Origin of the sequence: Candidatus Mycobacterium wuenschmannii, from assembly GCF_030252325.1 — a bacterium.
Lineage (GTDB): Bacteria > Actinomycetota > Actinomycetes > Mycobacteriales > Mycobacteriaceae > Mycobacterium > Mycobacterium wuenschmannii.
The window spans coordinates 1042780-1065456 of sequence record NZ_CP126981.1 but is presented as its reverse complement, the minus strand read 5'-3'; the positions used below and the strand labels follow the sequence as shown (position 1 = coordinate 1065456).

Below are 22677 nucleotides of genomic sequence, written 5' to 3'. Positions count from 1 at the left end.
ACTCAGCGCGACTTGGGTTTCCGTTTTTCGCGCACCCGCACGTTGATGCGGACCGGGCTACCCTCGAACCCGAATGTTTCGCGTAGGCGCCGCTCCAGGAACCGGCGATACCCCGCCTCCAGGAAGCCACTGGTGAACAACACGAAGGTCGGCGGTCGGGTGGTCGCCTGGGTGGCGAAGAGGATGCGAGGCTGCTTACCGCCGCGCACCGGCGGCGGCGTTGCGGCGACGATTTCCTTGACCCAGGTGTTCAGTCGGCCGGTGCCGATCCGGGTATCCCATGACGCCAGTGCGCTTTCCAGCGCGGGCACCAGCTTCTGCACCGCGCGTCCCGTCTTCGCGGAAATGTTCACCCGCTGCGCCCAACGAATCTGGACCAATTCGCGGTCGATCTCCTTGTCCAGCAGGTAGCGCCGGTCCTCGTCGACGAGATCCCACTTGTTGAAGGCCAGGACCAATGCGCGGCCGGCCTCGACGACCATCGACAGCACCCGCAGGTCCTGTTCGGTCAGCGGCATCGACCCGTCGATCAGCACGATCACCACCTCGGCCGCGTCGATCGCGCCGTGGGTGCGCACGGATGCGTAGAACTCGTGGCCGCTGGCTTGTCCGACCTTGCGCCGCAGGCCGGCTGTATCGACGAATCGCCAGATCTTGCCGTCCAATTCGATCAGCGAGTCCACCGGGTCGACGGTGGTGCCGGCGACATCGTGCACGACCGACCGCTCATCACCCGCGAGGCGGTTCAGCAGCGAACTCTTGCCGACGTTGGGCTTGCCGACCAACGCCACCCGGCGTGGACCGCCCTGGCTGGAGCCGAGTTCCGCGACGGCGGGCAAGGATTCGACCACGGCGTCGAGCAGATCGCCGACGCCACGACCGTGCATCGCGCTGATCGCATGCGGCTCACCGATTCCCAGCGACCACAGCGCCGCCGCGTCAGATTCGCCCTTGTCGCTGTCGACCTTGTTGGCGGCCAGGAAGACCGGCTTGCCGGAGCGGCGCAGGATGCGGGCGGCCGCCTCGTCGCCGGCCGTCGCGCCGACGACCGCGTCCACCACCAGGATGATGGCGTCGGCGGTGCGCATGGCCACGGCGGCCTGTTCGGCCACCAACTGTTGCAGACCCTTCGCGTCGGGCTCCCACCCGCCGGTGTCCTGCACCACGAACCGGCGACCGATCCACAGCGCGTAGTAGGAGACGCGGTCGCGGGTCACGCCCGGAATGTCCTGTACCACCGCTTCTCGTCGGCCCAGGATCCGGTTGACGAGCGTCGACTTGCCGACGTTCGGTCGCCCCACGATCGCCACCACCGGCGACGGTCCGCCGGCCACCTCGTCGGTTGGCTCGACGAATTCGGTTGATTCCCAGTCGCTTTCGTCGACCCAGGTGCCGTCTTCGCTCATCGGCTGATCTCCTCGACCAGGTGCACGAGGTGGTCGACAACCTCGGACTCGGTCATCTCGCTGGTGTCGACGACCACCGCATCGTCGGCGGCCCGCAGCGGCGACACCAGGCGCGTCGAATCCAGGTGGTCTCGGCGCCGGACGTCGGCGAGCACACCGTCGTAGTCGTCGGGCAGGCCGGCCGCGACGTTCTGATCGTTACGGCGTCGCGCCCGGGTCTCGGCCGAGGCGGTCAGGAAGATCTTGAGGTCGGCGTCCGGCAGGACGACGGTGCCGATGTCGCGTCCTTCGACGACGACGCCGCCGTTCCCGCCCGCGAGTCGGCGCTGCAGATCGACCAGTCGGGCGCGCACGGCGGGAACCGATGAGACGGCTGACACCGCTCCGGTTACCGCGTCGCCGCGAATCTCCGATGAAACATCTTCGCCGTCAAGGTAACTGCGGTCCTCGTCCGGGTCGTGGCCGACGGACATGTTCGCGCTCGCGGCCACGGCCTGCACGGCTTCATGGTCGGCGGGGTCGACTCCGGCCCGCAGCACCGCCAAGGTGGCGATGCGGTACATGGCACCGGTGTCGAGGTAGCGAGCGTGCAGGGTCCGCGCCAATCCCCTTGACACCGACGACTTTCCGGTTCCGGCCGGGCCGTCGACGGCGACAACGGCGCTCACAGCCCGACCGCTTTGTAGAGCTCACCGATCTCATTGCGGCGCAACGCCCGGATGCTGCCCGGACGCTGATCGCCGAGTGTCACCGCTCCGATGTCGGTGCGCACCAACGCCTGCACCGGAAAGCCCACGGCCTTCAGCATGCGGCGCACGATGCGCTTGCGCCCTTCGTGCAGCGTGACCCGAATCAACGTCTTACCGGGAACTGCGTCGACCACCGCGAAATCGTCGACGGCTATGGGGCCGTCCTCCAGCTCGATTCCATCCCGCAGCTTCTTACCCAGGCCGCGCGGCACCGTCCCGTTCACGGTGGCCACATAAGTCTTGGGGATCTCGTACGACGGGTGCATCAGCCGGTGCGCGAGTTCGCCGTCGTTGGTCAGCAGGATCAGCCCCTCGGTGTCGGCGTCGAGCCGGCCGACGTGAAAGAGCTTCTTGTTGCCGCGAACTCGGTGCTCGACCAGGTCGCCGATGCAGGGACGACCGCGGTCGTCGGACATGGTCGAGTGCATGCCCTGCGGCTTGTTCAGTGCCAGGTAGACCATCGAGTCGTCCAAGATCACCCGGGCGCCGTCGACCCGAATCTCCGACGCGTCCGGGTCGACCCGGGTGCCCAGTTCGGTGATCACCTGCCCGTCGACCTCGACGCGGCCGTCGATGATCATCCGCTCGGCTACCCGGCGTGACGCAATCCCGGCCTGAGACAGCACTTTTTGAAGGCGAATCCCGTCGGATTCGCCGGCACCGGCGATCATTCGTTGTCCACGTCGAACGACAGCGGCTGGTCGTCGGAGACCGGGCCGCCGCCAAGCTTTGCGAAACGTGGCTCATCGTCCAGGGTTTCGCTGAGATCGTCGATCATGTCGACGTCGGGAAGCAGCGGAGCGATGTCGGGAAGGTCGGTCAGCGACGACAGTCCGAGGCGTTCGAGGAACAACTCCGTCGTGGCGAAGGTCGATGCGCCGGTGTCGGTGTCGGCGCCGGCCTCCGTGATCAGACCGCGGGCCAGCAGCGTTCGCATCACGGCGTCGACGTTGACGCCGCGGACCGCGCTCACCCGCGCACGCGTCACCGGCTGCCGGTAGGCCACCACCGCCAGGGTTTCCAGGGCGGCCCTGGTGAGTTTCGAGCGCGACCCGTCCAGTAGGAGTCGTTCCACGTAGGGCGCGAAGCGTGCCCGAGTGTAGAGCCGCCATCCCCCGCCGGCCTCGCGAAGGTCTATGCCGCTGTCCTGTTCGGTCAGGTCGTCAGCCATCAGCCGAAGCTTGGCGGCGACGCGGTAGGCGGGCTGCTCGGTGGCCGCCGCCAACGCCTCGACGGTCACCGGGGTGTCGACCACCAGCAGCAGCGCCTCCAGCACCGCGCCAAGCTCGCCGTCTTCGAGTTCTGGGGCGGTAGCGACGTCGATGCCCAGGTTCGTCTCGGACGTTTCGAGGTCTGGGTCGGGCTCGTCGTTACCCAGGTCAGCGTCGATGGGCTGATCGGTGCCCGACTCCTCCGCGTCGCTGCGCTCGGCATCGTCGTTGGCGGTCATTGGTATTCGTCCCGGAATTCTGCGTTGGTCGGTTGTTCTCCGGTCCACGAAACCTGGAGCACACCAAGCGGTTCTGACTGGTCGAATGCTACCGCCCGGGAGCGATACAGCTCGAGCAGCGCCAGGAAGCGACCGACGATCTCGATCGGTTCGCACTCGGCGACGAGATCAGAGAACGACGCCCACTGTCCGATTCCGCGCTGCTCCAGAAACCACAGCAGTCGCTTGGCCTGCTCGGGGACGGACACGTACACCTGGTGTAAGTGCTCGGTGCCCACCGTCGGCACCGGCCGCGGAGTGAACGCGGTCGCGGCGATATCGGCGAAGGTCTGGGCGTCCACCCCGAGCATGACTTCGGGCAGCAGGTCGGCGAACTGGTCCTCCAACGCGACCGCGCGGGGGTAGCTGCGCAGCGCGGCGGCCTCGAGCTCGCCGAACATCATTGCGACGTGCTTGAACGCCCGGTATTGCAGGAGGCGGGCGAACAGCAGGTCGCGAACCTCCAGCAGCGCGAGATCCTCCTCGTCGGTCACCTGACCAGACGGCAGCAACCGAGCGGCTTTGAGATCGAGCAGCGTCGCGGCGACCACCAGGAAGGCGGTGGTCTCCTCGAGTTCGAGGTCGGCGCCGATGGCCTTGGTGTAGGCGATGAAGTCGTCGGTGACCTGATGCAGCGCGACCTCGGTGACGTCGAGGCGGTGCGCGAAGATCAGCTGCAGCAGAAGGTCGAACGGTCCCTCGAAATTGGTCAGCCTGACCTGGAAGCCGTTCTGGGTGGGTGCCTCGCAGGTCGTTCCGTCGGTCACGCGCCGAACCGGTCGATCACTTCGCGGGCCAACGAGCGGTAGGCGGCCGCGCCGCCGGATCTCGGTGCCCAGGAGGTGATCGGTTCGCCGGCGACGCTGGTCTCCGGGAATCGGACAGTGCGGGTGATGACCGTGTCGAACACCAGATCGCCGAATCGCTCGACGACGCGGGACATCACCTCGCGGGAGTTGACGGTCCGCGGGTCGTAGCGGGTGATCAGGATGCCGCTGATGTCTAGTTTCGGGTTCAGCCGGTCGCGGACCTTCTCGACGGTGTCGGTCAGCAGGGCCAGGCCACGCAGCGAGAAGAACTCACACTCGGTCGGGATGACGACGCCGTCGGAACAGGCCAGGCCGTTGACCGTGAGCAGGCCCAGTGAGGGCTGGCAGTCGATCAAGACGTAGTCGTAGCGGTCCAGCACCGGATGCAGCGCACGTGACAGCGTCTGCTCGCGACCGACCTCGTTGACGAGTTGGATCTCCGCAGCGGACAGGTCGATGTTGCTGGGCACCAGATCCAGGTTCTTGACCCGAGTGTGCATCAGGACGTGGTCCAGCGACACCCGCGGCTCGACCAACAGGTTGTGAATCGTGTGTTCCAGCTCGTAGTGCGGCACGCCCAGCCCCGCGGACAGCGCACCCTGCGGGTCGAGGTCGACGAGCAGCACCCGGCGGCCGTACTCGGCCAGCGCGGCACCCAGATTGATTGTCGACGTGGTCTTGCCGACGCCGCCCTTCTGGTTGCACATCGCGATGACCTTGGCCGGTCCGTGCGACGTGCGCGGCTTCGGTTCCGGAACCGCCCGCGGCGGACGCCCGGTCAGGCCGATTTGAGTGCCGCTGTCGGCCTCGTCAGTCACGCGCGGCGCCATTCATGCGGCGGGCGGACAACTGCGGGCATGGCACGAAAGTGTAACGGTTACGAGCGCCCGCGCCGGGAGACCCGCAACAACGTCACCTGCGAATTTGGCAGCCACCGGCTGCCCCGTCCTGCGGACTAGGGTGGCGATCATGAGTCTGAAGCAGCGCATCCCCCTGCTGCGATGGTCGTTCTGGCGGTTGGCGACCAGCGCGCGCAACATCACCACGACCGGCCAGATCGGCGACGGCCGCGAGGCCGCGGCGGTCGAGTACGTGCTCAATCACGCTCGGGCCGGCGATATCGACGACGTCATCGCGACCATCGACCGGTTCGCCTACGAGAAGTCGATGCTGATCAACGTCGGTGACGAGAAGGGCGTTCTGCTCGACGCGGCCGTTCGCCGTGCCGGCCCGAAGCTCGCGCTCGAGCTGGGCACCTACTGCGGCTACGGCGCGCTGCGCATTGCCCGTGCGGCACCGGGCGCGCACGTGTACTCCGTCGAGCTCGCCGAAGCCAACGCCGCGAATGCCCGCCGCATCTGGGCACACGCCGGCGTCGCTGACCGGATCACCTGCGTCGTCGGCACTATCGGGGACGGTGGCCGGACGCTCGACGCGCTCGGCTTCGATTCTGGCACATTGGATTTCGTCTTCCTCGACCACGACAAGGATGCGTATCTGCTCGACCTGCAGAGCATCCTCGATCGGGGCTGGCTGCACGGAGGGTCGATCGCGGTGGCCGATAACGTACGAGTCCCGGGTGCGCCCAAGTACCGCGAATACATGCGTCAGCAGCAGGGCAAGCTGTGGAACACCACCGAGCACAAAGCGCATCTGGAGTATCAGAGCCTGGTCTCGGACCTGGTGCTGGAGTCGGAATACCTCGGCTAGTCGTCGCCGAGCGTCGACTTGTTGTCGAGATTTTGGCGATTGGGCCCCATCAACTCGACGTTCGCGAAGTCAGCGGGCCCGCGGGTGGGCTTCGGCCCACACTTCGCGCAACGCGTGCACGGTCACCATGGTGTAGATCTGCGTGGTGGTCACCGACGCGTGCCCGAGCAACTCCTGGACGACGCGGACGTCGGCGCCACCTTCGAGCAGATGCGTGGCGAACGAGTGCCGCAACGTGTGCGGCGAGACGCCCGAGGTGATTCCTGCGCGCTCCGCGGAGTCCTGCAGCACCTGCCACGCACTCTGCCGGGACAGCCGACCGCCGCGGGCGTTGAGGAAGATGGCCGGCGTGCCGCGCCCGCGACGCGCCAACTCCGAACGCCCGCGGACCATGTAGGCGTCCAACGCCGCCACCGCCGGGCGACCGATCGGCACCAGCCGCTGCTTGCCGCCTTTACCCCGGAGCAGCACCGAACGGGCGTGCGTGTCAACGTCATCCACGTCGAGTCCGACCGCCTCGGAGATGCGCGCGCCGGTGGAATACAACAGCTCGAGCAGCGCGCGGTTGCGCAACGTCAGGGGTCCGTCGGAGGGGCTGTCGCCGCCGGCACCGGCCAGCAGCGCGAGCACCTGATCCAGGCTGAGGCTCTTGGGCAGTCGCCGGCCCGGCGTCGGGGGTTTGACGGCTTGCGCGACGTCGACCTCGGCGAGGCCTTCGGCCGCTGCGAAGCGGTGAAATCCGCGCACCGCGATCAGCGTTCGCGCGGCCGATACCGCGGACAGTGGTACGACGCCGGAGTCCGGGTCGCCGCGCCGCAGCGACATCAGGAATTCGCTGACGTCGTCCTCGCGGGCCTTGGCCAGATCATCGACGCTGCGCGACATCAGATGCTCGAAATACCGTCGCAGATCGCGCCGGTAGGAGCTCAACGTGTTCGCCGCGACACCGCGCTCGATCGTCAGGTGATCGAGGTAACCCTGCAGCTGGCCCTCCAGCGGCGGTGCCAACGTCGTCATCCGGACGCCTTTCGCGCGGCGAACGCCGTCGGGCGATCGGTCCACGGTGCATCCACCGGCCGCGGCTCCGCGAGTCCCTCGGTGACTGCATAGGCGGCCAGAATGCCGCTTACGGCAAGAGAATTGACGATGTCTCCGCTGAAGATGCGCCGCACCGCCTCGGGGATGGAGTACCAGTCCATCGTCATGTCGGCTTCTTCGTCGTGAGCTTCGGGCTTGTCGACCTCGGTCAGCTCGGTGGCCAGATAGATCCGCACCGACTCGTCGCTGAAGCCGGGCTCGGAATCAAGATCGACCAGTACCTGCCACGTTTCGGCCGTCAGCCCGGCCTCCTCCCGCAACTCACGGGCGGCGGCGAGCTGCGGGGTCTCGTCGCCGACGTCGAGCAGTCCGGCGGGTAGCTCGCGCAGCCGGCGGCCGAACGGGTGACGGTACTGATACACCAGCGGAATTCGGCCGTGTTTATCCATGGCCACGATCGCCACCGCACCAAAATGTTCGACGACTTCGCGGGCCTTGACCGTACCGTCGGGCATCCGAACCTGATCGATTCGCAGCGCGAATATCTTTCCGCTGTGCAGCAATTCGGACGAGGTCGTCTCGAAGTCGTGCTCACCCACGGGTAACGGGCTCGGGCTCGGACAGCGACGACTCCGCGTCCTCGTGGTGCTCGTTGCCGTTGGCCCGTCGCTCCGGAATCTCCAGCGACAGCCGCTCGGCCGCCTTGTATTCGATTGCCGCACCGATGAAACCGGTGAACAGCGGATGGGGTCTGGTCGGTCGGCTCTTGAGTTCGGGGTGCGCCTGGGTGCCGACGACGAACGAGTGCATGTCCGCCGGGTATTCGACGAACTCGACCAGATGCCCGTCCGGAGAGGTGCCGGAGAATTTCAGCCCGCTCTCGGCGATGCGCTCCCGGTAGGCGTTGTTGACCTCGTAACGGTGCCGATGCCGCTCGGACACCTCGGTTGCCTGATATGCCTGCGCCACAATCGAACCCGGCTCGAGGACCGCCGGGTAGGCGCCCAGTCGCATGGTGCCGCCGAGGTCGGCTTCGCCGGCGACGATCTCTTCCTGGTCGGCCATCGTCGAGATCACCGGGTCGGTGGTGTCTGGATCGAACTCCGCGGAGTTGGCTCCGGCCAGTCCGACCGACCGGGCGGCCTCGATCACGATGCACTGCATCCCGAGGCAGAGTCCGAGCACCGGCAGCCCACGCGCGCGGGCATGCCGGATCGCGCCGATCTTGCCCTCGATGCCGCGGATGCCGAACCCGCCGGGAATCAGTACGCCGTGGACGTCATCGAGGACCGCCGCCGCGCCACCGGCCGTCTCGCAGTCGTCGGATCCCACCCAGCGGATCTCGACCTTCGCGCGGTGCTTGAAACCCGCCGCACGCAACGCCTCACTGACCGACAGGTATGCATCGGAGAGGTCGATGTATTTGCCCACCAACGCAATTCGGACGGTCTCCTGCGGGTCGTGCACGCGACGCAGTAGGTCGTCCCACTCCGTCCAGTCGACGTCACGGAACGGCAGGTTGAGCCTGCGCACGACGTAGGCATCCAGCTCTTCGCGGTGCAGCACCTTCGGGATGTCGTAGATCGACGGCGCGTCGGGTGTGGAGATGATCCCGTCGATGTCGACGTCGCACATGAGCGCGATCTTGTTCTTCAGGGGTTCGGGCACATCCCGATCGCAGCGCAGGATCAGCGCGTCGGGAGTGATACCGATGCTGCGGAGCGCGTTCACCGAGTGCTGGGTGGGCTTGGTCTTCAGCTCCCCCGACGGCGCCAGGTAGGGGATCAGCGACACGTGCAGGAAGAACGCGTTCTCCCGGCCGATGTCATGGCGCACCTGGCGCGCCGCTTCCAGGAACGGCTGAGACTCGATGTCACCGACGGTGCCGCCGATCTCGGTGATGACGACATCGGGTCGATTGCCGTCGGCGTCCGGTTCGGCCATCGCCAAGATCCGACTCTTGATCTCGTCGGTGATGTGCGGGATGACTTGGACGGTGTCGCCGAGGTACTCGCCGCGGCGTTCCTTGGCGATGACCGTCGAATACACCTGTCCGGTAGTGACATTGGCCGACCCGGACAGGTCACGGTCGAGAAAACGCTCGTAATGACCGACGTCGAGGTCGGTCTCGGCCCCGTCCTCGGTGACGAACACCTCGCCGTGCTGGAACGGGTTCATTGTTCCGGGATCGACGTTGAGGTAGGGATCCAGCTTCTGCATCGTCACCTGCAATCCGCGGGCGGTCAGCAGCTGGCCGAGGCTACTCGCGGTGAGTCCCTTACCGAGCGACGACACGACCCCGCCGCTGACGAAGAGATGCTTGGTGGCGGTCTGCGGATGCTTTCGCAAGTTGGCGACCTCCGTGATGACGGCGCAGGGCTAGCCTCTGGTGAGGGCTGTTTTCCAGCTTTTGGGCCTGCCGACCCACGGAAACTCACCCTAACAAACAGTGCGCCGACGCGTCGCTGACACGCCCTCTGACGCGAAACAGAACTCGCGGCCGGGAAAACCTCGAGCCACGACCCGGGCTGCTGACTCGCAGCGGCTGGAGCCGTTACGAGGCGACCGTGAGGCTGGTGCTGCGGTGGCCGGTGCCGTACTGACCGGTGTGGCCGCCATTGATCAGGTCGGCCACACCCAGGATCGCGGTGACCCGGCCAGACGACGCGTCCACGTCGTCGACGGTGCTGATCACCGGGGTCACGGCGGCGTCCGCGCGGGCGACACCGACGGCCGCGGGCCCGTCCGACGAGCCGTCGCGGCCGGCCAGGACGACGCCCGAACCGTGCGGTGCGAGCGCGGCCGCGAACCGGGCGACGCTGACGCCCTGATTTCCGGCGTCGTTGTTCAGCGAGCCGCCAGTGACGACGAGGGCGCCGTTGGCCGCACCGATGTGCTGGCTGCCGAATGCGATGAAGCCGGTGTCGCGCAGCGCGGCGAGCACGGTGTCGCGCTGCGGGTCGTCGACCGGAGGGACGGCCGGATCACGGTTGATCAGCAGAGCGATGCCCAACAGGTCGCCGGCCTGTGAGCCTTGGTCGACCAATTTGGTGCTGAGCTGGGCGCCCGCGGGTAGCACCGACGAGTTGACCACCGAGTGCAGCTTTTCCGCGGAGTTGGCGTCGACGAACTCCTGCGTCAGGGTCACCGTCCCGGTGACCGCTCCCCCGGCCTGGCCGACGATCTTCGACACCGCGTCCACGTCTTCGTCTTTGGCGTCGGGCGCGCGGAAGATGACCAGCGACTTGCCGTTCAGCGTGTCGTGCACCATCCGGCCGGCCATCTGCGCGTCGAAGGCGTTGGCGGAGTTGATCTTTGCGTTCAGAACGCTCTTGTCGCCGTTGAGCCCGTCGATCTGCTTGTGCAGCGTCTTGGTCTCGTCGCGCAGCCCGGAGACCAGCGTGTTGGACAGAAAGCCCGACCCGAGTACGACTCCCACCGCCAGGGCCAGGAACACCGCGGCCAACGAAATCGCATGCTGGCGAAGAGATATCACGTCGCTACCGTCCTAGTGGATCCAGTGCTGCAGCCACAAGAAGAAGTGGTTCCAGTACGTCGCGACCCAGTGCAGCACCACCGTGTCGGTCCGCGACACCCACAGCGCGGCAATGACCGACAACAGCATCGTCAGGATCAGCAGTGCGATCGCACCGCCGGAGATCCGGTTGTGGTACAGCGTCGCAACGGCTTTCGCGTCGACGACCTTCTCTCCCACCCTGAGCCGGGTGAGGAAGGTCGACGGGTTGCTGTGCTGGCGGGTGCGGTCGAAGAATGTCTCGATGTTGGCGCGGTGCCCGGCCGTCACCAGCAGCGCGGCGCCATGGTGGTCGGCCAGCAACAGCGCCAGGTCGGCCGGCGATCCCGCCGCCGGGAACGTCATCGCGCCGACTCCGAGGTCTTGTATCCGCTCCAGTCCCGGCGCGTGCCCGTCGGCGTCGGCCGGCAGTACCACCTGAGCGCCGCTCTTGAGCACTTCGTCGCTGAGGTTGCTGGGGTCCCCGACGATGAGTTGCGGACGATATCCGGCCTTGCGCAACACATCTGCCCCGGTGCCGACACCGATCAGCACCGGTTGATATTCCTTGATGAACGGCTTGAGCCGCTTGAGGTCGTCGGCGGCGTCATCTTCATCGGCCACGACCACGACGTGGCGACGGCGCAGTTCGATGTCGACGTCGGGGATGCCAATGCCGTCGATCAGCAGCGGGCTTTCGCTTCGGATGAACTCAATCGTGTTGCCCGCGAACGCTTCCAGATGCGATACGAGCCCGCTCTTGGCTTCCTGCATCAGGGTGGCGATTTCTTCGTCGGTGCGCTCGGTACCGCGGATCAGTCGACGGTCACCGGCGTAGACACCGCCGTTGTAGAGGCGAACCTTCGAGCCGTCCTTCACCTTTTTGAAGACATCGGTCCCGGTCTCGTCGATCAGCGTGACGCCGTTGGCCAGCAGCACCTCCGGCCCCAGGTTCGGGTAGCGGCCCGACACGGACGGGGATGCGTTGACCACGGCGGCGATCTCGGCGTCGACGAGGGCGTCCGCGGTGATCCGGTCCAGGTCCAGCACGTCGAGAACCACGATGTCGCCGGGGCACACGCGGCGCAGCAGGCGGTCGATATCGCGGTCGACGCGTGCCGTGCCGTAGACGCCCGGCCGTGACGTGTTGCGGGACAACAGTGAGGACAAGGTGGTGGTCACGCTCATGGAGGCGATTCTGTCGGTCAACCCAAGACTGAGCGGGGAGGCGCGCCGTAACAAAGGCCTCAGAAGTTACATCGTGTCACACCAGTCACAGCGTCAAACGCCTCTTTAGGTCGCAATACGGTCACAGTCTGCGGCGTCGAGCAGCTCGCGGGCGTGGGCGCGGGCGGTGTCCGAATCGCCCAGTCCGGCCAGCATTCTGGCGAGTTCGGCGACGCGGTCGTCGCCCTCGAGCCGCCGGACACCGCTGGCCCCGTTCTTGCCGTTGGTGTCGACCATGAGATGGGTGTCGGCGTAAGCCGCAACCTGGGGCAGGTGCGTCACGACAATGACCTGTCGGTTGTGGGCCAGCCGCGCCAGCCGTTTGCCGATCTGCACCGCGGCCCGGCCGCCGACGCCGGCGTCCACCTCGTCGAACACCATTGTGGTGCCGGTGGTCGAGGCGGCCAGGACGACTTCCAGGGCCAGCATCACGCGCGACAGCTCACCGCCGGAGGCACTCTTGGCCAGGGGTAACACCGTCATCCCCCGGTGCGCGGCGAAGCCGAACTCGACCAGGTCGACGCCGTCGCCGCCGGCGTGCGCCTGCTCCCCGGAGGCCAGCGGCAGCGCCGCGGGATCGTCGGCGGTGGCCGGCATTGTCGACACGGTGATGGTGAACTCGGCGTCGGCCATCGCGAGGCCGGATAGCTCCGCGGTGACTTCCTTGGCGAGCTTCTTGGCGGCGCCGGTTCGCGCTTTGCTGAGTTCCCCTGCCGCACCGGCCAATTCGACAGCCAATTCGTCGACTCGTCGTTGGAGGCCGGCCAGCGCCTCCTCTGAGACGTCCAGCTGGGCGAGCCGGTCGCGGGCCTCACGGGCCCACGCCAAGACGCCGTCGATATCGGCGGCGTACTTGCGGGTGAGGGTGCGTAACTCCGCCTGCCTGGCCAGCTTGCCATCCAAAGTGCTGGCGTCCGAGGGTAATTCGCTCAGATATCCACCGAGTTCGCGCGAGGCGTCGCCGACCACGGTGAGGGCTTCCTCGAGCTGGGTGGCCAGCGCCCGCAACGTCGTGTCGTCGGTGGACTCCAGGGACGTCTTTGCGCGCGCGAGGCAGTCCGCCGCGGAGGCGATCTGAGCCGTGGGGTCCGCGCCGGCCTCATCGCCCGCGCCGGCCAGCGCGACGCGCGCGCCGGATGCGGCCTCGCGCAGCGCATCCAGCTCGGAGAGCCGGCGAATGTCGCCGACCAGTGTGTCGTCTTCACCCGCGGCGGGGTCGACGGTGTCGATCTCGTTGAGAGCGAACTTGAGTCGGTCGGCTTCCTGCGCCAGCTCGCGAGCCCGGTTGCTGCGGTCGATGTAGTCGCGCCGCGCGCTCTGCCAAGCGTCGCGGATCTTGCGGTACTTCTCCAGCCGGGCGTCGACGCCGGCGAACCGGTCCAGCGCGCCGCGCTGCTCGTCGGGGCGCATCAGCCGTAGCTGGTCGTTCTGGCCGTGCAGCGTCAGCAATTCGGCGGTGAACCCGCTCAGCGACTTCGCCGGCACGCTGCGCCCTCCGAGATAGGCGCGCGACGGACCGTCGCGGCTGACTGAGCGCAGCGCGATGATGCTGCCGTCCTCGTCGCGTTCGGCCCCGGAGCCATCGAGCAACTCGTCGAGCAACGCCGTCGCACTGTCGTCGAGATCGGCGGTGGTGAAACGCCCTTCGACGACCGCCCGCTCGGCGCCGGAGCGTACTCGGTTGGCGTCGGCACGCGCTCCGCCGAGCAGGTGCAGGCTGGTCACCACCATCGTCTTTCCGGTGCCAGTTTCGCCGGTCAAAACCGTTAAGCCGCTGTCGAATTCGGCGGTCGCAACGCTGATCGCGCCTAGCGACTCGATCCGAATTTCGGAGAGCACGCGCTACCGTCCGCGCCAGCCGGTGACCGGCAGCCGGAACTTGCGTACCAGGCGGTCAGTGAACGGCGCGCTATCCAGCCGGGCCCACTTCACCGATGCATCGCAGCGCTGCACCTCCAGGCGCGCGCCCGCCGGGACGCGCATCTCGCGGCGTCCGTCGCAGAAGACCAGGGCGTCGTGTCCGTCGGCCTCGATCTCGATGGCAATGCGTGCATCGGGACTGGTGACCATCGGCCGGGCGAAGAGTGCGTGCGCGTTGTTCGGCACGACCAACAGCGCCTCCAGGTCAGGCCACAGGATCGGTCCGCCCGCGGAGAACGCGTAGGCCGTCGATCCCGTCGGCGTCGACACCAGCACGCCGTCGCAGCCGAACGTCGAGACCGGTCGGCCGTCGACCTCGAGAACCACGCCCAGCACCCCGAGTCGAGGCCCCTTTTCCAAGCTCGCCTCGTTGAGCGCCCATCCCCGCGACAGGACTTCGCCCTTGACCCGCACCGTGATGTCGAGGGTCAGGCGCTCCTCGAGACGGTAACTGCGGGCGACGACGTGCTCGAGCACGCTGTCGATAGCCTCGGTTTCTGCTTCGGCGAGGAAGCCGATGCGCCCCAGGTTGATGCCGAGCACCGGCACGTTGGCGTTGCGTGCCAGTTCGGCGGCCCGCAGGAACGTGCCGTCGCCGCCGAGGCCGATGACCAACTCGCAGCCGTCGGCGGCATCGGGATCGGCGTCGGTGAGTTCGATGTCGACGCCCAACGCGCGCACGTCATCCGGACCCAGCGGCACGGGCCCACGGTCGACGGCCTCGGCCGACAGCACCCGAAGTCCAATGTTGTTGTCGCACAACACTTTTTCGATCCGTCGAGCGGTCTCGGTCGCCTCTTCGCGTCCGGTATGGACCACCAGCAGGACGGTGCGATCACTCGTCACTGTGGACCCGCCTCGACAGCACCGCGGACCGCACTCTCCAACTCATCAGCAGACAAACCCCGATCGGTTTCGGCGCGTAACCACAGGAAGTATTCAACGTTGCCAGACGGTCCCGGCAGTGGGCTGGGGGTAACCCCGACGGTCTGCCAGCCAAGCTCGCCCGCGCGACGGGCAACGTGCAGAACCGCGCCGGTCCGCAACTCAGGGCTGTGGACCACACCACCGGCTCCAACCTGGCCTTTTCCCACCTCGAACTGCGGCTTCACCATGGGAACGATATCCGCGCCCGGGGAGGCGCATCCAGTCAGCGCCGGCAGCACCGTGGCCAGGGAAATGAACGACAGGTCGGCGACGACCGCGTCGGCTCGGCCATTGATCGTCTCCGGGGTGAGCTCTCGAACGTTGGTCCGCTCGATGACCATCACTCGGTCGTCGGAGCGCAGCGACCAGGCCAGCTGCCCGTAGCCGACGTCGACCGCGACGACCTCGCGCGCGCCACGATCCAGCAGGACCTCGGTGAATCCGCCGGTCGACGCGCCGGCGTCCAGGCAGCGTTGCCCCTCGACGTCGATTCCGAAGGTGTCGAGGGCCCCGATCAACTTGTGGGCGCCGCGGGACACCCAGCTGCGCTCGGCGTCGTCGGCGACCTCGAGCGCCGCAGTAACCGTGACGGCGGTGGCCGGCTTGATCGCCGGCATTCCGTCGATGCTGACCTTGCCGGCGCCGATCAATTCCGCGGCCTGCTGGCGCGACCGGGCCAGCCCGCGGCGGACCAGCTCGGCATCAACACGGGTACGCCGCGGCACAGCGGTCAGGCCTTCTCCGCCGACTCCAGCGCCTGCACCAACATGTCGTGTGCCTCGGACAGCTGGCGCGCGAGTTCCTCGAGATCGGCTTCGGCGGGCATTTTGTCGGGATTGTTGGGATCCGGCAGCTGGGCGAGGATGGCGTCGATCCGTGCGCGAATCTCTTCAGGGTCGGTACTGATGGCGCCACTCCTCCTCATCGCGTAACTCTGCATCGTCGTCGGCGCGACTCATCGTTGTTCTACGCTACGGGATTTACGTCAACGACCACTGTTCTAGGGCCGCGTGTGCGGTGTCGTCGCCGGCCTTGACGGTTTCCGCCCCAGTGGCCCAGACGGCGTCGGCGACTGCGCGGACGATCGACAGCCCGTCGCCCTTGTCGTCGTTCGCGGTGGTCACGGTCACGGTGCCACCGTCGGCGTCGACCGTCCAGGCGTGCTGCGGCCCTACCGCCAGCTCCTTGGCGTCCTGGTGCAGCGAACGTAGGTCGTGGCCGATGAAGGCCGCGCGCTGCTCGGGGATGGCATAGACCGCGTCGGGTGCGGAGTTGACGCCGGTCAGCACCATCAGGCTGGGCAGTTCGGCGGCATTGGCGCCCGCGATATCTGTGTTCAGTCGATCGCCGACGACTAGCGGCGTACGAAAGTTGCCACGTGCCAACGCATCTCGTAGCAGCGTCGGTGCGGGCTTGCCCGCGACCTGTGGCTTGGCGTCGGTCGCCGATTTGAGTGCGGCGACCATCGAGCCGTTGCCGGGCAGTAGTCCGCGTTCAGTCGGCAGGGTGGCATCGACGTTGGCGGCGACCCAGACCGCCCCGGCCCTGATCGCGAGCGCGGCCTCGGCGAGGATCGCCCAGTCGGTATCCGGGGAGTGGCCCTGCACGACAGCGACGGGCTTGTCGTCGAAGCTGCGAACGGGCGCCAGGCCGGCGGCGGAAATTTCGGCAGCCAGCGACTCCGTGCCGACGACCAACACTTTCGAGCCCGCTGCGAGCTGGTCGGCCAGCAGGTGGGCCGCGCTCTGCGCACTGGTGACGACGTCGTCGGCGTCCGCCTGCAGGCCGAGATCAGTCAGATGCTTGGCGACCTCGGCGGCGCTGCGCGAGGCGTTGTTGGTGACGAACAACGCTCGGCTTGAGGCCTTTTCCAGCGCCTCGGTCGCGCCTTCGGTCAGCTCGTGTCCTCGGAATACCGTGCCGTCCAAGTCGAGGAGCAGGCAATCATGTTCCTGCGCAAGCGTTCCCACGTCAGCCGAGCTCGCTCACTCGGTCCTCCGCGTCGGTGGCCCCATCGCGGTCGGCTTCGGCGGCGTGCAGGAACCACTGCAGGGCTTCGTCTTTGCGGTCCAGCGCGAGCAGTGTCTCGGCATAGGCGTAGAACAGTCGGGCCGCGATGGTGCCGACGCGGGTCGGATCCAGCTGCGGCGTGGACAATACGGTCAGCGCCTGCTCGAGTTGGCCCAGGTCGGCGCGCGCGCCTGCGATCACGATGCGCATTTCGTCGGCCTCGTCACCGGCGAGTTTGGTGGCCTCGTCGCCGCGGGCCAGTTCGAGCGCACGTTCCGGACGGCCCAACCCCCGTTCGCAGTCGGCGATCAACGGAAGCAACGGCGATTTGCTGCCCATTCGGCGGGCGGCGCGCAGTTCGGCGATAGCCTGTGCCCAATCCCCGCACTGATAGGCGGCGATGCCGACGGCCTCGCGCACGGCGGCGATGCGACCGGAGCGGGCGCGTGCCGCGCGAGCGTGGCTGAGCGCCGCCTCCGGGTCTTCGTCGAGTAACTCCCCTGCCGCGACGAGATGGCGGGCCACCGCGTCGGCGTTGGCCTTGTCCAAAGTGATGAGTTCACGGCGGATTTCGGGTGCCAGCTGTTTGGCTTCGATCTCACGCGGGATCGGCGGCCCCTTGTGTTCGTCGTCGGAACCGTTACGCGGGCCTGGACGCTTTTCCCGCCGCTGCGGGCCTAGGGAACCATCTCCGCCCCTACGCACCGGCCGACGCTCGCCGCCTGTTCTGTTGTCGACCACTGAAACCTTTCGCCACGAAACTCATGTCAGGATACGGGCCAGCCGTTGCTTCGGCTCGACCGGTATTCAGGCCGTTTACCGATGAAAACCAGGCTTCGCCGCTCGGTTCTCGCGTTAACGTGGCGGCTGAGGCGGCCAGCAAGGGTCGCGCCTGAGAAACGAGAAGAGATATGAAGCTCACGCGGCTGGCCGCCCTCGCGGCCGTGCTGACCGGCGCTGCGGTGGGACTGGCGGCTCCTGCTTTCGCGGATCTGGCCGATGGTGCCTATCAGGCGACGCCCGACCAACCCGACATGAAGGTGTTGAACGTGGTCGTCTCCTCGTGCGGCGTCGGCTGCAAGAACATCGCGGGAATCGTCAAGGACGACTTGCCATTCCATCTCGACGGCGCGTCCTGGACATCGACCGACCGCTTCGGGGATGTGCGCACGATCGACAACAACTCATTGACGGGCACGTGGACATCACAGTTCCTGGAAGCGCCTGTCAACTACCACTACGTCAAAGCCGGTTAACCGCGGGCGTCAGCCTTTGCTCAGTTGGGCCGTCAAGTTGGGGTAATTAGGACATGTTTCGGTAAGAAACAACGAGCCGTCGTCCAACGAGGCGGTGCAGGAATTGTTGGGACCCCAGTTGCCATTCCAAGCGCCGCCTTCCCGACGCAAATCCATATCGAGCGTGCCGCCCGTGGTCACGTGCATGCAGTCCGGACCGCATTGGGAGAAGTTCCAGTGCGCTTTCTGTCCTGGTTTGAACGCGCCCCCGCCGTCGATGTAGGTCACGGTGTAAGGGCCCCCGACCACGTCCGCTGACGCTGGGGAAGCCAGCGCTGTCAACGTGCCGGCCAGGGCCACACTTGCAATGAGTCCTCGCGCAATTGCCATCATGCTGATCCCACCTTCGCGTGCCGAGTGGTCCATGTAGCGGATTACTGCAGGTCCTCAGCGTTTGATGACACGACGCTATTCCTCGAGTGCGCTCCGCTGATACAGGGATTTCCCTTGTAGTTCTGAGTTTCACAAGGGAAATCCCTGTATCAGCGGGGCTGCGGATGGGCATACCGTGTGCGTTTTGAGGGGCCCCTGGACGGCGGCCTCAAGGCCAGACGGAAGTGATGAATAGATGAAGTGCATGCGTAGTGCGGCCGTGGTGGCGGTGATGGTCGGCGCGTCGATCGGGCTCGCCGGCTCGGCGTCGGCCGATCCGCTTATCGGAAGTTATTCGGCGAAAGTGACAGGCGGCAACATCGCTCCGCTCGGTGCGGTGCGCCCCTGGGTGTTCACCTCGTGCGGCGCGGACTGTACATCTCGCGAGGTTCCTGGCGACGGTCCAAGCCTTACACGCGAATTCCATCGGCAAGGCAATACCTGGACCACGACTACCGCGGACGGATCGGAAACCGTGGATGCCGACACACTGGTCGCGCATTCCTACGAGCCAGCCGGATCCATCGACTGGCAGTTGACGAAGTCCTGATCGAGCTGGCGCATAAAGCACAAAACCCGTGCCCCCCAAGGATTTTGGGGGGCACGGGTGTGTTGTGTGTGTTCGGCGGTGTCCTACTTTTCCACCCGGGTGGGTAGTATCATCGGCGCTGGCAGGCTTAGCTTCCGGGTTCGGGATGGGTCCGGGCGTTTCCCTGTCGCTGTGGCCGCCGTAACTTTATTCACCCGTTTCTGGGGTGTGAAATGTGTGGTGGTGTTTTTGGTGGTGGGGTGCAGTGGTTTGCGCTGCATTGGGTTGTGGTTGCGTGTGTGTAAGTTTTCGGCCGGTTAGTGCCAGTTCCCTGAAACCATTGCTGGTTGTGTAGGTCTGGTCTATTGATCCCGTGGTCTGCGGGGGGCCTTATCCCACTTGAATGGGTGAGAAGCCTGGTCTTGGAGGGGGTTTCCCGCTTAGATGCTTTCAGCGGTTATCCTGTCCGAACGTGGCTATCCAGCGGTGCCCCTGGTGGGACAACTGGTGGACCAGAGGTTCGTCCGTCCCGGTCCTCTCGTACTAGGGACAGGTTTCCTCAAGCTTCTGACGCGCGCGGCGGATAGAGACCGAACTGTCTCACGACGTTCTAAACCCAGCTCGCGTGCCGCTTTAATGGGCGAACAGCCCAACCCTTGGGACCTGCTCCAGCCCCAGGATGCGACGAGCCGACATCGAGGTGCCAAACCATCCCGTCGATATGGACTCTTGGGGAAGATCAGCCTGTTATCCCCGGGGTACCTTTTATCCGTTGAGCGACACCCCTTCCACTCGGGGGTGCCGGATCACTAGTCCCGACTTTCGTCCCTGCTTGACGTGTCAGTCTTGCAGTCAAGCTCCCTTGTGCACTTGCACTCAACACCTGATTGCCGTCCAGGTTGAGGGAACCTTTGGGCGCCTCCGTTACATTTTGGGAGGCAACCGCCCCAGTTAAACTACCCACCAGGCACTGTTCCTGAACCGGATAGACGGTTCGAGGTTAGAGGTCCAATACGATCAGAGTGGTATTTCAACAACGACTCCGCAATTACTGGCGTAATTGTTTCACAGTCTCCCACCTATCCTACACAAACCGTACCGAACATCAATACCAAGCTATAGTGAAGGTCCCGGGGTCTTTTCGTCCTGCCGCGCGTAACGAGCATCTTTACTCGTAGTGCAATTTCGCCGAGTCTATGGTTGAGACAGTTGAGAAGTCGTTACGCCATTCGTGCAGGTCGGAACTTACCCGACAAGGAATTTCGCTACCTTAGGATGGTTATAGTTACCACCGCCGTTTACTGGGGCTTAAATTCTCCGCTTCACTTTTAACGGTTAACGGGTCCTCTTAACCTTCCAGCACCGGGCAGGCGTCAGTCCGTATACATCGTCTTGCGACTTCGCACGGACCTGTGTTTTTAGTAAACAGTCGCTTCTCACTGGTTTCTGCGACCCACTCCCGCTGCCGGCCGCGTGGGCCATGACGGTGTGTGGGCCCCCCTTCTCCCGAAGTTACGGGGGTATTTTGCCGAGTTCCTTAACCATAGTTCTCTCGTACGCCTTGGTATTCTCTACCTGACCACCTGTGTTGGTTTGGGGTACGGGCCGTGTGTGAGCTCGCTAGAGGCTTTTCTCGGCAGCATAGGATCACCGAATTCACCTCATCCGGTTATGCATCACCTCTCGGCATATATGCCAGACGGATTTACCTATCTGACTGCCTACGGGCTTGCCCCAGTATTACCACTGACTGGTACGGCTACCTTCCTGCGTCACCCCATCGCTTGACTACTACCCATCCGGGTCCCGTGCAGCCGGCGACACTCATTGACCCGAAGGTCGCAGATATGCCGCCTTTTGGACGGTTAGCAGAATGGATTCGTCATGGGCGCGCACACACGGGTACGGGAATATCAACCCGTTGTCCATCGACTACGCCTGTCGGCCTCGCCTTAGGTCCCGACTCACCCTGGGCGGACTGGCCTGGCCCAGGAACCCTTGGTCTTTCGGCGGGCAAGGTTCTCACTTGCCTTATCGCTACTCATGCCTGCATTCTCACTCCCACACCCTCCACCACACCATCACTAGGTGGCTTCACTGGATGCAGGACGCTCCCCTACCCAACAACAAAAGTTGTTGCCGCGGCTTCGGCGGTGTGCTTGAGCCCCGCTACATTATCGGCGCACAATCACTTGACCAGTGAGCTATTACGCACTCTTTCAAGGGTGGCTGCTTCTAAGCCAACCTCCTGGTTGTCTATGCGACTGCACATCCTTTTCCACTTAGCACACGCTTAGGGGCCTTAGCCGGCGATCTGGGCTGTTTCCCTCTCGACGCACGGAGCTTATCCCCCGCCGTCTCACTGCCACGCTTTCACTTACCGGCATTCGGAGTTTGGCTGACGTCAGTAACCTAGTAGGGCCCATCGGCCATCCAGTAGCTCTACCTCCGGTAAGAAACACGCAACGCTGCACCTAAATGCATTTCGGGGAGAACCAGCTATCACGGAGTTTGATTGGCCTTTCACCCCTACCCACAACTCATCCCCTCAGTCTTCAACCTAAGTGGGTTCGGGCCTCCACGCGGTCTTACCCGCGCTTCACCCTGGCCATGGGTAGATCACTCCGCTTCGGGTCCAGAACACACCACTACACCACCTCACGATGGATACGCCCTATTCAGACTCGCTTTCGCTGCGGCTACCCCACACGGGTTAACCTCGCGACATGTCCCTGACTCGCAGGCTCATTCTTCAAAAGGCACGCCATCACCCCACCCAAAAGGGAAGGCTCTGACGGCTTGTAGGCACACGGTTTCAGGTACTCTTTCACTCCCCTCCCGGGGTACTTTTCACCATTCCCTCACGGTACTAATCCGCTATCGGTCATCAGGAAGTATTCAGGCTTACCGAGTGGTCTCGGCAGATTCACAGCAGATTCCACGGGCCCGCTGCTACTCGGGTATTCGTGACTACAGATGACATGTTTTCACCTACCGGGCTCTCACCGTCTACGGCAGACCATCCCAGGCCACTTCGACTAACACGCCACTACTGCAGCCCTGATCGGCGGACCAGAGAACACAAACCCCACAACACCACACACACAACCCCCGCCGGGTATCACATGCGCACGGTTTAGCCATCCTCCGCTTTCGCTCGCCACTACTCACGGAATCACTATTGTTTTCTTTTCCTACGGGTACTGAGATGTTTCACTTCCCCGCGTTCCCTCCCGCACCCTATGTATTCAGATACGGGTGACACGACATCACTCGTGCCGGGTTTCCCCATTCGGACATCCTCGGATCCACGCTCGGTTGGCAGCTCCCCGAGGCATATCGCAGCCTCCCACGTCCTTCATCGGCTCCTGATGCCAAGGCATCCACCATGTGCCCTTAAACACTTACAAACACAAAAAAACACACTCAACAAAACGCTAAACAAAACAGCTTTTTGCTAAAGATGCTCGCAACCACTATCCAATAAACAAACACCACACCCCACCACCAAGATGGAGCGACAACCCCACCCCTCGATCCAACGACCGAAGGACAACAGCAGGTGTTGCCTCAGGACCCAACAGTGTGCTTGGCGATCCGCCCTCCCGACACCGGGAGACCTTCACCGAAGTGAAAACTTTGTTGTTGTGCACCAGACCTGCACCCACTACAGGTGACAGGC

The 22677-nt window shown here is 65.1% G+C and carries 21 protein-coding genes and 2 rRNA genes; 3 read left to right on the top strand and 20 right to left on the bottom strand.

All coding sequences use genetic code 11. The annotated features are described in order from the left end of the window. Nucleotides 1-2: 2 nt before the first annotated feature. The 6 genes from der to PT015_RS05150 are packed head-to-tail and all read right to left on the bottom strand — an operon-like array spanning nucleotide 3 to nucleotide 5283. Entirely contained in the window at nucleotides 3-1406 is a 1404-nt protein-coding gene (der, locus tag PT015_RS05175) for a ribosome biogenesis GTPase Der (protein ID WP_285189313.1), read from the bottom strand. Next, a complete protein-coding gene (gene cmk / locus PT015_RS05170; protein WP_285189311.1) occupies nucleotides 1403-2074 on the bottom strand; it encodes a (d)CMP kinase in 672 nt (223 codons plus the stop codon). The genes der and cmk overlap by 4 nt, the downstream gene beginning before the upstream one ends. Continuing rightward, nucleotides 2071-2826 carry a pseudouridine synthase gene (locus PT015_RS05165; RefSeq protein ID WP_285189309.1) on the bottom strand — a complete coding sequence of 252 codons (756 nt, stop codon included), beginning with the start codon at nucleotides 2824-2826 and terminating at the stop codon, nucleotides 2071-2073. Before PT015_RS05165 ends, cmk begins: the two co-directional genes overlap by 4 nt. Continuing rightward, entirely contained in the window at nucleotides 2823-3605 is a 783-nt protein-coding gene (gene scpB, locus PT015_RS05160; protein WP_285189306.1) for an SMC-Scp complex subunit ScpB, read from the bottom strand. Before scpB ends, PT015_RS05165 begins: the two co-directional genes overlap by 4 nt. Beyond that, complete coding sequence (locus PT015_RS05155) at nucleotides 3602-4411, bottom strand: segregation/condensation protein A (RefSeq protein ID WP_285189304.1); 810 nt, start codon at nucleotides 4409-4411, stop codon at nucleotides 3602-3604. The genes scpB and PT015_RS05155 overlap by 4 nt, the downstream gene beginning before the upstream one ends. Then, the gene (locus tag PT015_RS05150) at nucleotides 4408-5283 is read right to left on the bottom strand and encodes a ParA family protein (RefSeq protein ID WP_390887936.1); all 876 of its coding nucleotides are present in this window, start codon (nucleotides 5281-5283) and stop codon (nucleotides 4408-4410) included. The genes PT015_RS05155 and PT015_RS05150 overlap by 4 nt, the downstream gene beginning before the upstream one ends. Before the next feature lie 139 nt (nucleotides 5284-5422). Here PT015_RS05150 and PT015_RS05145 point away from each other — a divergent pair, with 139 nt between their 5' ends. Further along, nucleotides 5423-6163 carry an O-methyltransferase gene (locus tag PT015_RS05145; RefSeq protein ID WP_285189300.1) on the top strand — a complete coding sequence of 247 codons (741 nt, stop codon included), beginning with the start codon at nucleotides 5423-5425 and terminating at the stop codon, nucleotides 6161-6163. 69 nt (nucleotides 6164-6232) lie between these two features. On the opposite strand, the gene xerD is transcribed toward PT015_RS05145, so the two are convergent. The 11 genes from xerD to PT015_RS05090 form a co-directional block, all read right to left on the bottom strand. Next, a complete protein-coding gene (xerD, locus tag PT015_RS05140) occupies nucleotides 6233-7180 on the bottom strand; it encodes a site-specific tyrosine recombinase XerD (RefSeq protein ID WP_285189299.1) in 948 nt (315 codons plus the stop codon). Continuing rightward, nucleotides 7177-7800, bottom strand: coding sequence for an NUDIX domain-containing protein (locus PT015_RS05135; protein ID WP_285189297.1), 624 nt, complete (start codon nucleotides 7798-7800; stop codon nucleotides 7177-7179). The genes xerD and PT015_RS05135 overlap by 4 nt, the downstream gene beginning before the upstream one ends. Beyond that, nucleotides 7793-9550 carry a CTP synthase gene (locus PT015_RS05130; protein WP_285189295.1) on the bottom strand — a complete coding sequence of 586 codons (1758 nt, stop codon included), beginning with the start codon at nucleotides 9548-9550 and terminating at the stop codon, nucleotides 7793-7795. Before PT015_RS05130 ends, PT015_RS05135 begins: the two co-directional genes overlap by 8 nt. Nucleotides 9551-9755: 205 nt before the next feature. Beyond that, a complete protein-coding gene (locus tag PT015_RS05125; RefSeq protein WP_285189294.1) occupies nucleotides 9756-10697 on the bottom strand; it encodes a copper transporter in 942 nt (313 codons plus the stop codon). Between the two features lie 12 nt (nucleotides 10698-10709). Beyond that, the gene (steA, locus tag PT015_RS05120) at nucleotides 10710-11903 is read right to left on the bottom strand and encodes a putative cytokinetic ring protein SteA (RefSeq protein ID WP_285189293.1); all 1194 of its coding nucleotides are present in this window, start codon (nucleotides 11901-11903) and stop codon (nucleotides 10710-10712) included. 105 nt (nucleotides 11904-12008) lie between these two features. Further along, nucleotides 12009-13781, bottom strand: coding sequence for a DNA repair protein RecN (gene recN, locus PT015_RS05115; RefSeq protein ID WP_285189291.1), 1773 nt, complete (start codon nucleotides 13779-13781; stop codon nucleotides 12009-12011). Between the two features lie 3 nt (nucleotides 13782-13784). Beyond that, entirely contained in the window at nucleotides 13785-14708 is a 924-nt protein-coding gene (locus PT015_RS05110) for an NAD kinase (protein ID WP_285189290.1), read from the bottom strand. Beyond that, complete coding sequence (locus tag PT015_RS05105) at nucleotides 14705-15514, bottom strand: TlyA family RNA methyltransferase (protein WP_285189285.1); 810 nt, start codon at nucleotides 15512-15514, stop codon at nucleotides 14705-14707. Before PT015_RS05105 ends, PT015_RS05110 begins: the two co-directional genes overlap by 4 nt. A gap of 5 nt (nucleotides 15515-15519) precedes the next feature. After that, nucleotides 15520-15714 carry a hypothetical protein gene (locus PT015_RS05100; protein ID WP_390887935.1) on the bottom strand — a complete coding sequence of 65 codons (195 nt, stop codon included), beginning with the start codon at nucleotides 15712-15714 and terminating at the stop codon, nucleotides 15520-15522. Between the two features lie 55 nt (nucleotides 15715-15769). Next, the gene (locus PT015_RS05095; protein WP_285189283.1) at nucleotides 15770-16759 is read right to left on the bottom strand and encodes an HAD-IIA family hydrolase; all 990 of its coding nucleotides are present in this window, start codon (nucleotides 16757-16759) and stop codon (nucleotides 15770-15772) included. 1 nt (nucleotide 16760) lies between these two features. Further along, entirely contained in the window at nucleotides 16761-17540 is a 780-nt protein-coding gene (locus PT015_RS05090) for a tetratricopeptide repeat protein (RefSeq protein ID WP_285189280.1), read from the bottom strand. A gap of 170 nt (nucleotides 17541-17710) precedes the next feature. Between PT015_RS05090 and PT015_RS05085 the strand changes: the two genes are divergently transcribed. Next, nucleotides 17711-18055: a hypothetical protein gene (locus PT015_RS05085; protein ID WP_285189279.1), complete on the top strand. Its 345-nt coding sequence runs from the start codon at nucleotides 17711-17713 to the stop codon at nucleotides 18053-18055. Between the two features lie 9 nt (nucleotides 18056-18064). Here PT015_RS05085 and PT015_RS05080 read toward each other — a convergent pair whose 3' ends face one another. Beyond that, a complete protein-coding gene (locus PT015_RS05080; RefSeq protein ID WP_285189277.1) occupies nucleotides 18065-18322 on the bottom strand; it encodes a hypothetical protein in 258 nt (85 codons plus the stop codon). 367 nt (nucleotides 18323-18689) lie between these two features. Between PT015_RS05080 and PT015_RS05075 the strand changes: the two genes are divergently transcribed. After that, entirely contained in the window at nucleotides 18690-19016 is a 327-nt protein-coding gene (locus PT015_RS05075; protein ID WP_285189275.1) for a hypothetical protein, read from the top strand. Between the two features lie 70 nt (nucleotides 19017-19086). Here the strand turns inward: PT015_RS05075 and rrf are convergent. Beyond that, nucleotides 19087-19199 (bottom strand): 5S ribosomal RNA (gene rrf, locus PT015_RS05070). Nucleotides 19200-19292: 93 nt separating this feature from the next. Further along, nucleotides 19293-22405 (bottom strand): 23S ribosomal RNA (locus PT015_RS05065). Nucleotides 22406-22677: the final 272 nt, after the last annotated feature.

Coding starts and splice junctions, on each gene's coding strand:
- der (WP_285189313.1), bottom strand. CDS start 1,406: ATGAGCGAAGACGGCACCTGGGTCGACGAAAGCGACTGGGAATCAACC.
- PT015_RS05165 (WP_285189309.1), bottom strand. CDS start 2,826: ATGATCGCCGGTGCCGGCGAATCCGACGGGATTCGCCTTCAAAAAGTG.
- scpB (WP_285189306.1), bottom strand. CDS start 3,605: ATGACCGCCAACGACGATGCCGAGCGCAGCGACGCGGAGGAGTCGGGC.
- PT015_RS05150 (WP_390887936.1), bottom strand. CDS start 5,283: ATGGCGCCGCGCGTGACTGACGAGGCCGACAGCGGCACTCAAATCGGC.
- PT015_RS05145 (WP_285189300.1), top strand. CDS start 5,423: ATGAGTCTGAAGCAGCGCATCCCCCTGCTGCGATGGTCGTTCTGGCGG.
- xerD (WP_285189299.1), bottom strand. CDS start 7,180: ATGACGACGTTGGCACCGCCGCTGGAGGGCCAGCTGCAGGGTTACCTC.
- steA (WP_285189293.1), bottom strand. CDS start 11,903: ATGAGCGTGACCACCACCTTGTCCTCACTGTTGTCCCGCAACACGTCA.
- PT015_RS05100 (WP_390887935.1), bottom strand. CDS start 15,714: ATGAGGAGGAGTGGCGCCATCAGTACCGACCCTGAAGAGATTCGCGCA.
- PT015_RS05085 (WP_285189279.1), top strand. CDS start 17,711: ATGAAGCTCACGCGGCTGGCCGCCCTCGCGGCCGTGCTGACCGGCGCT.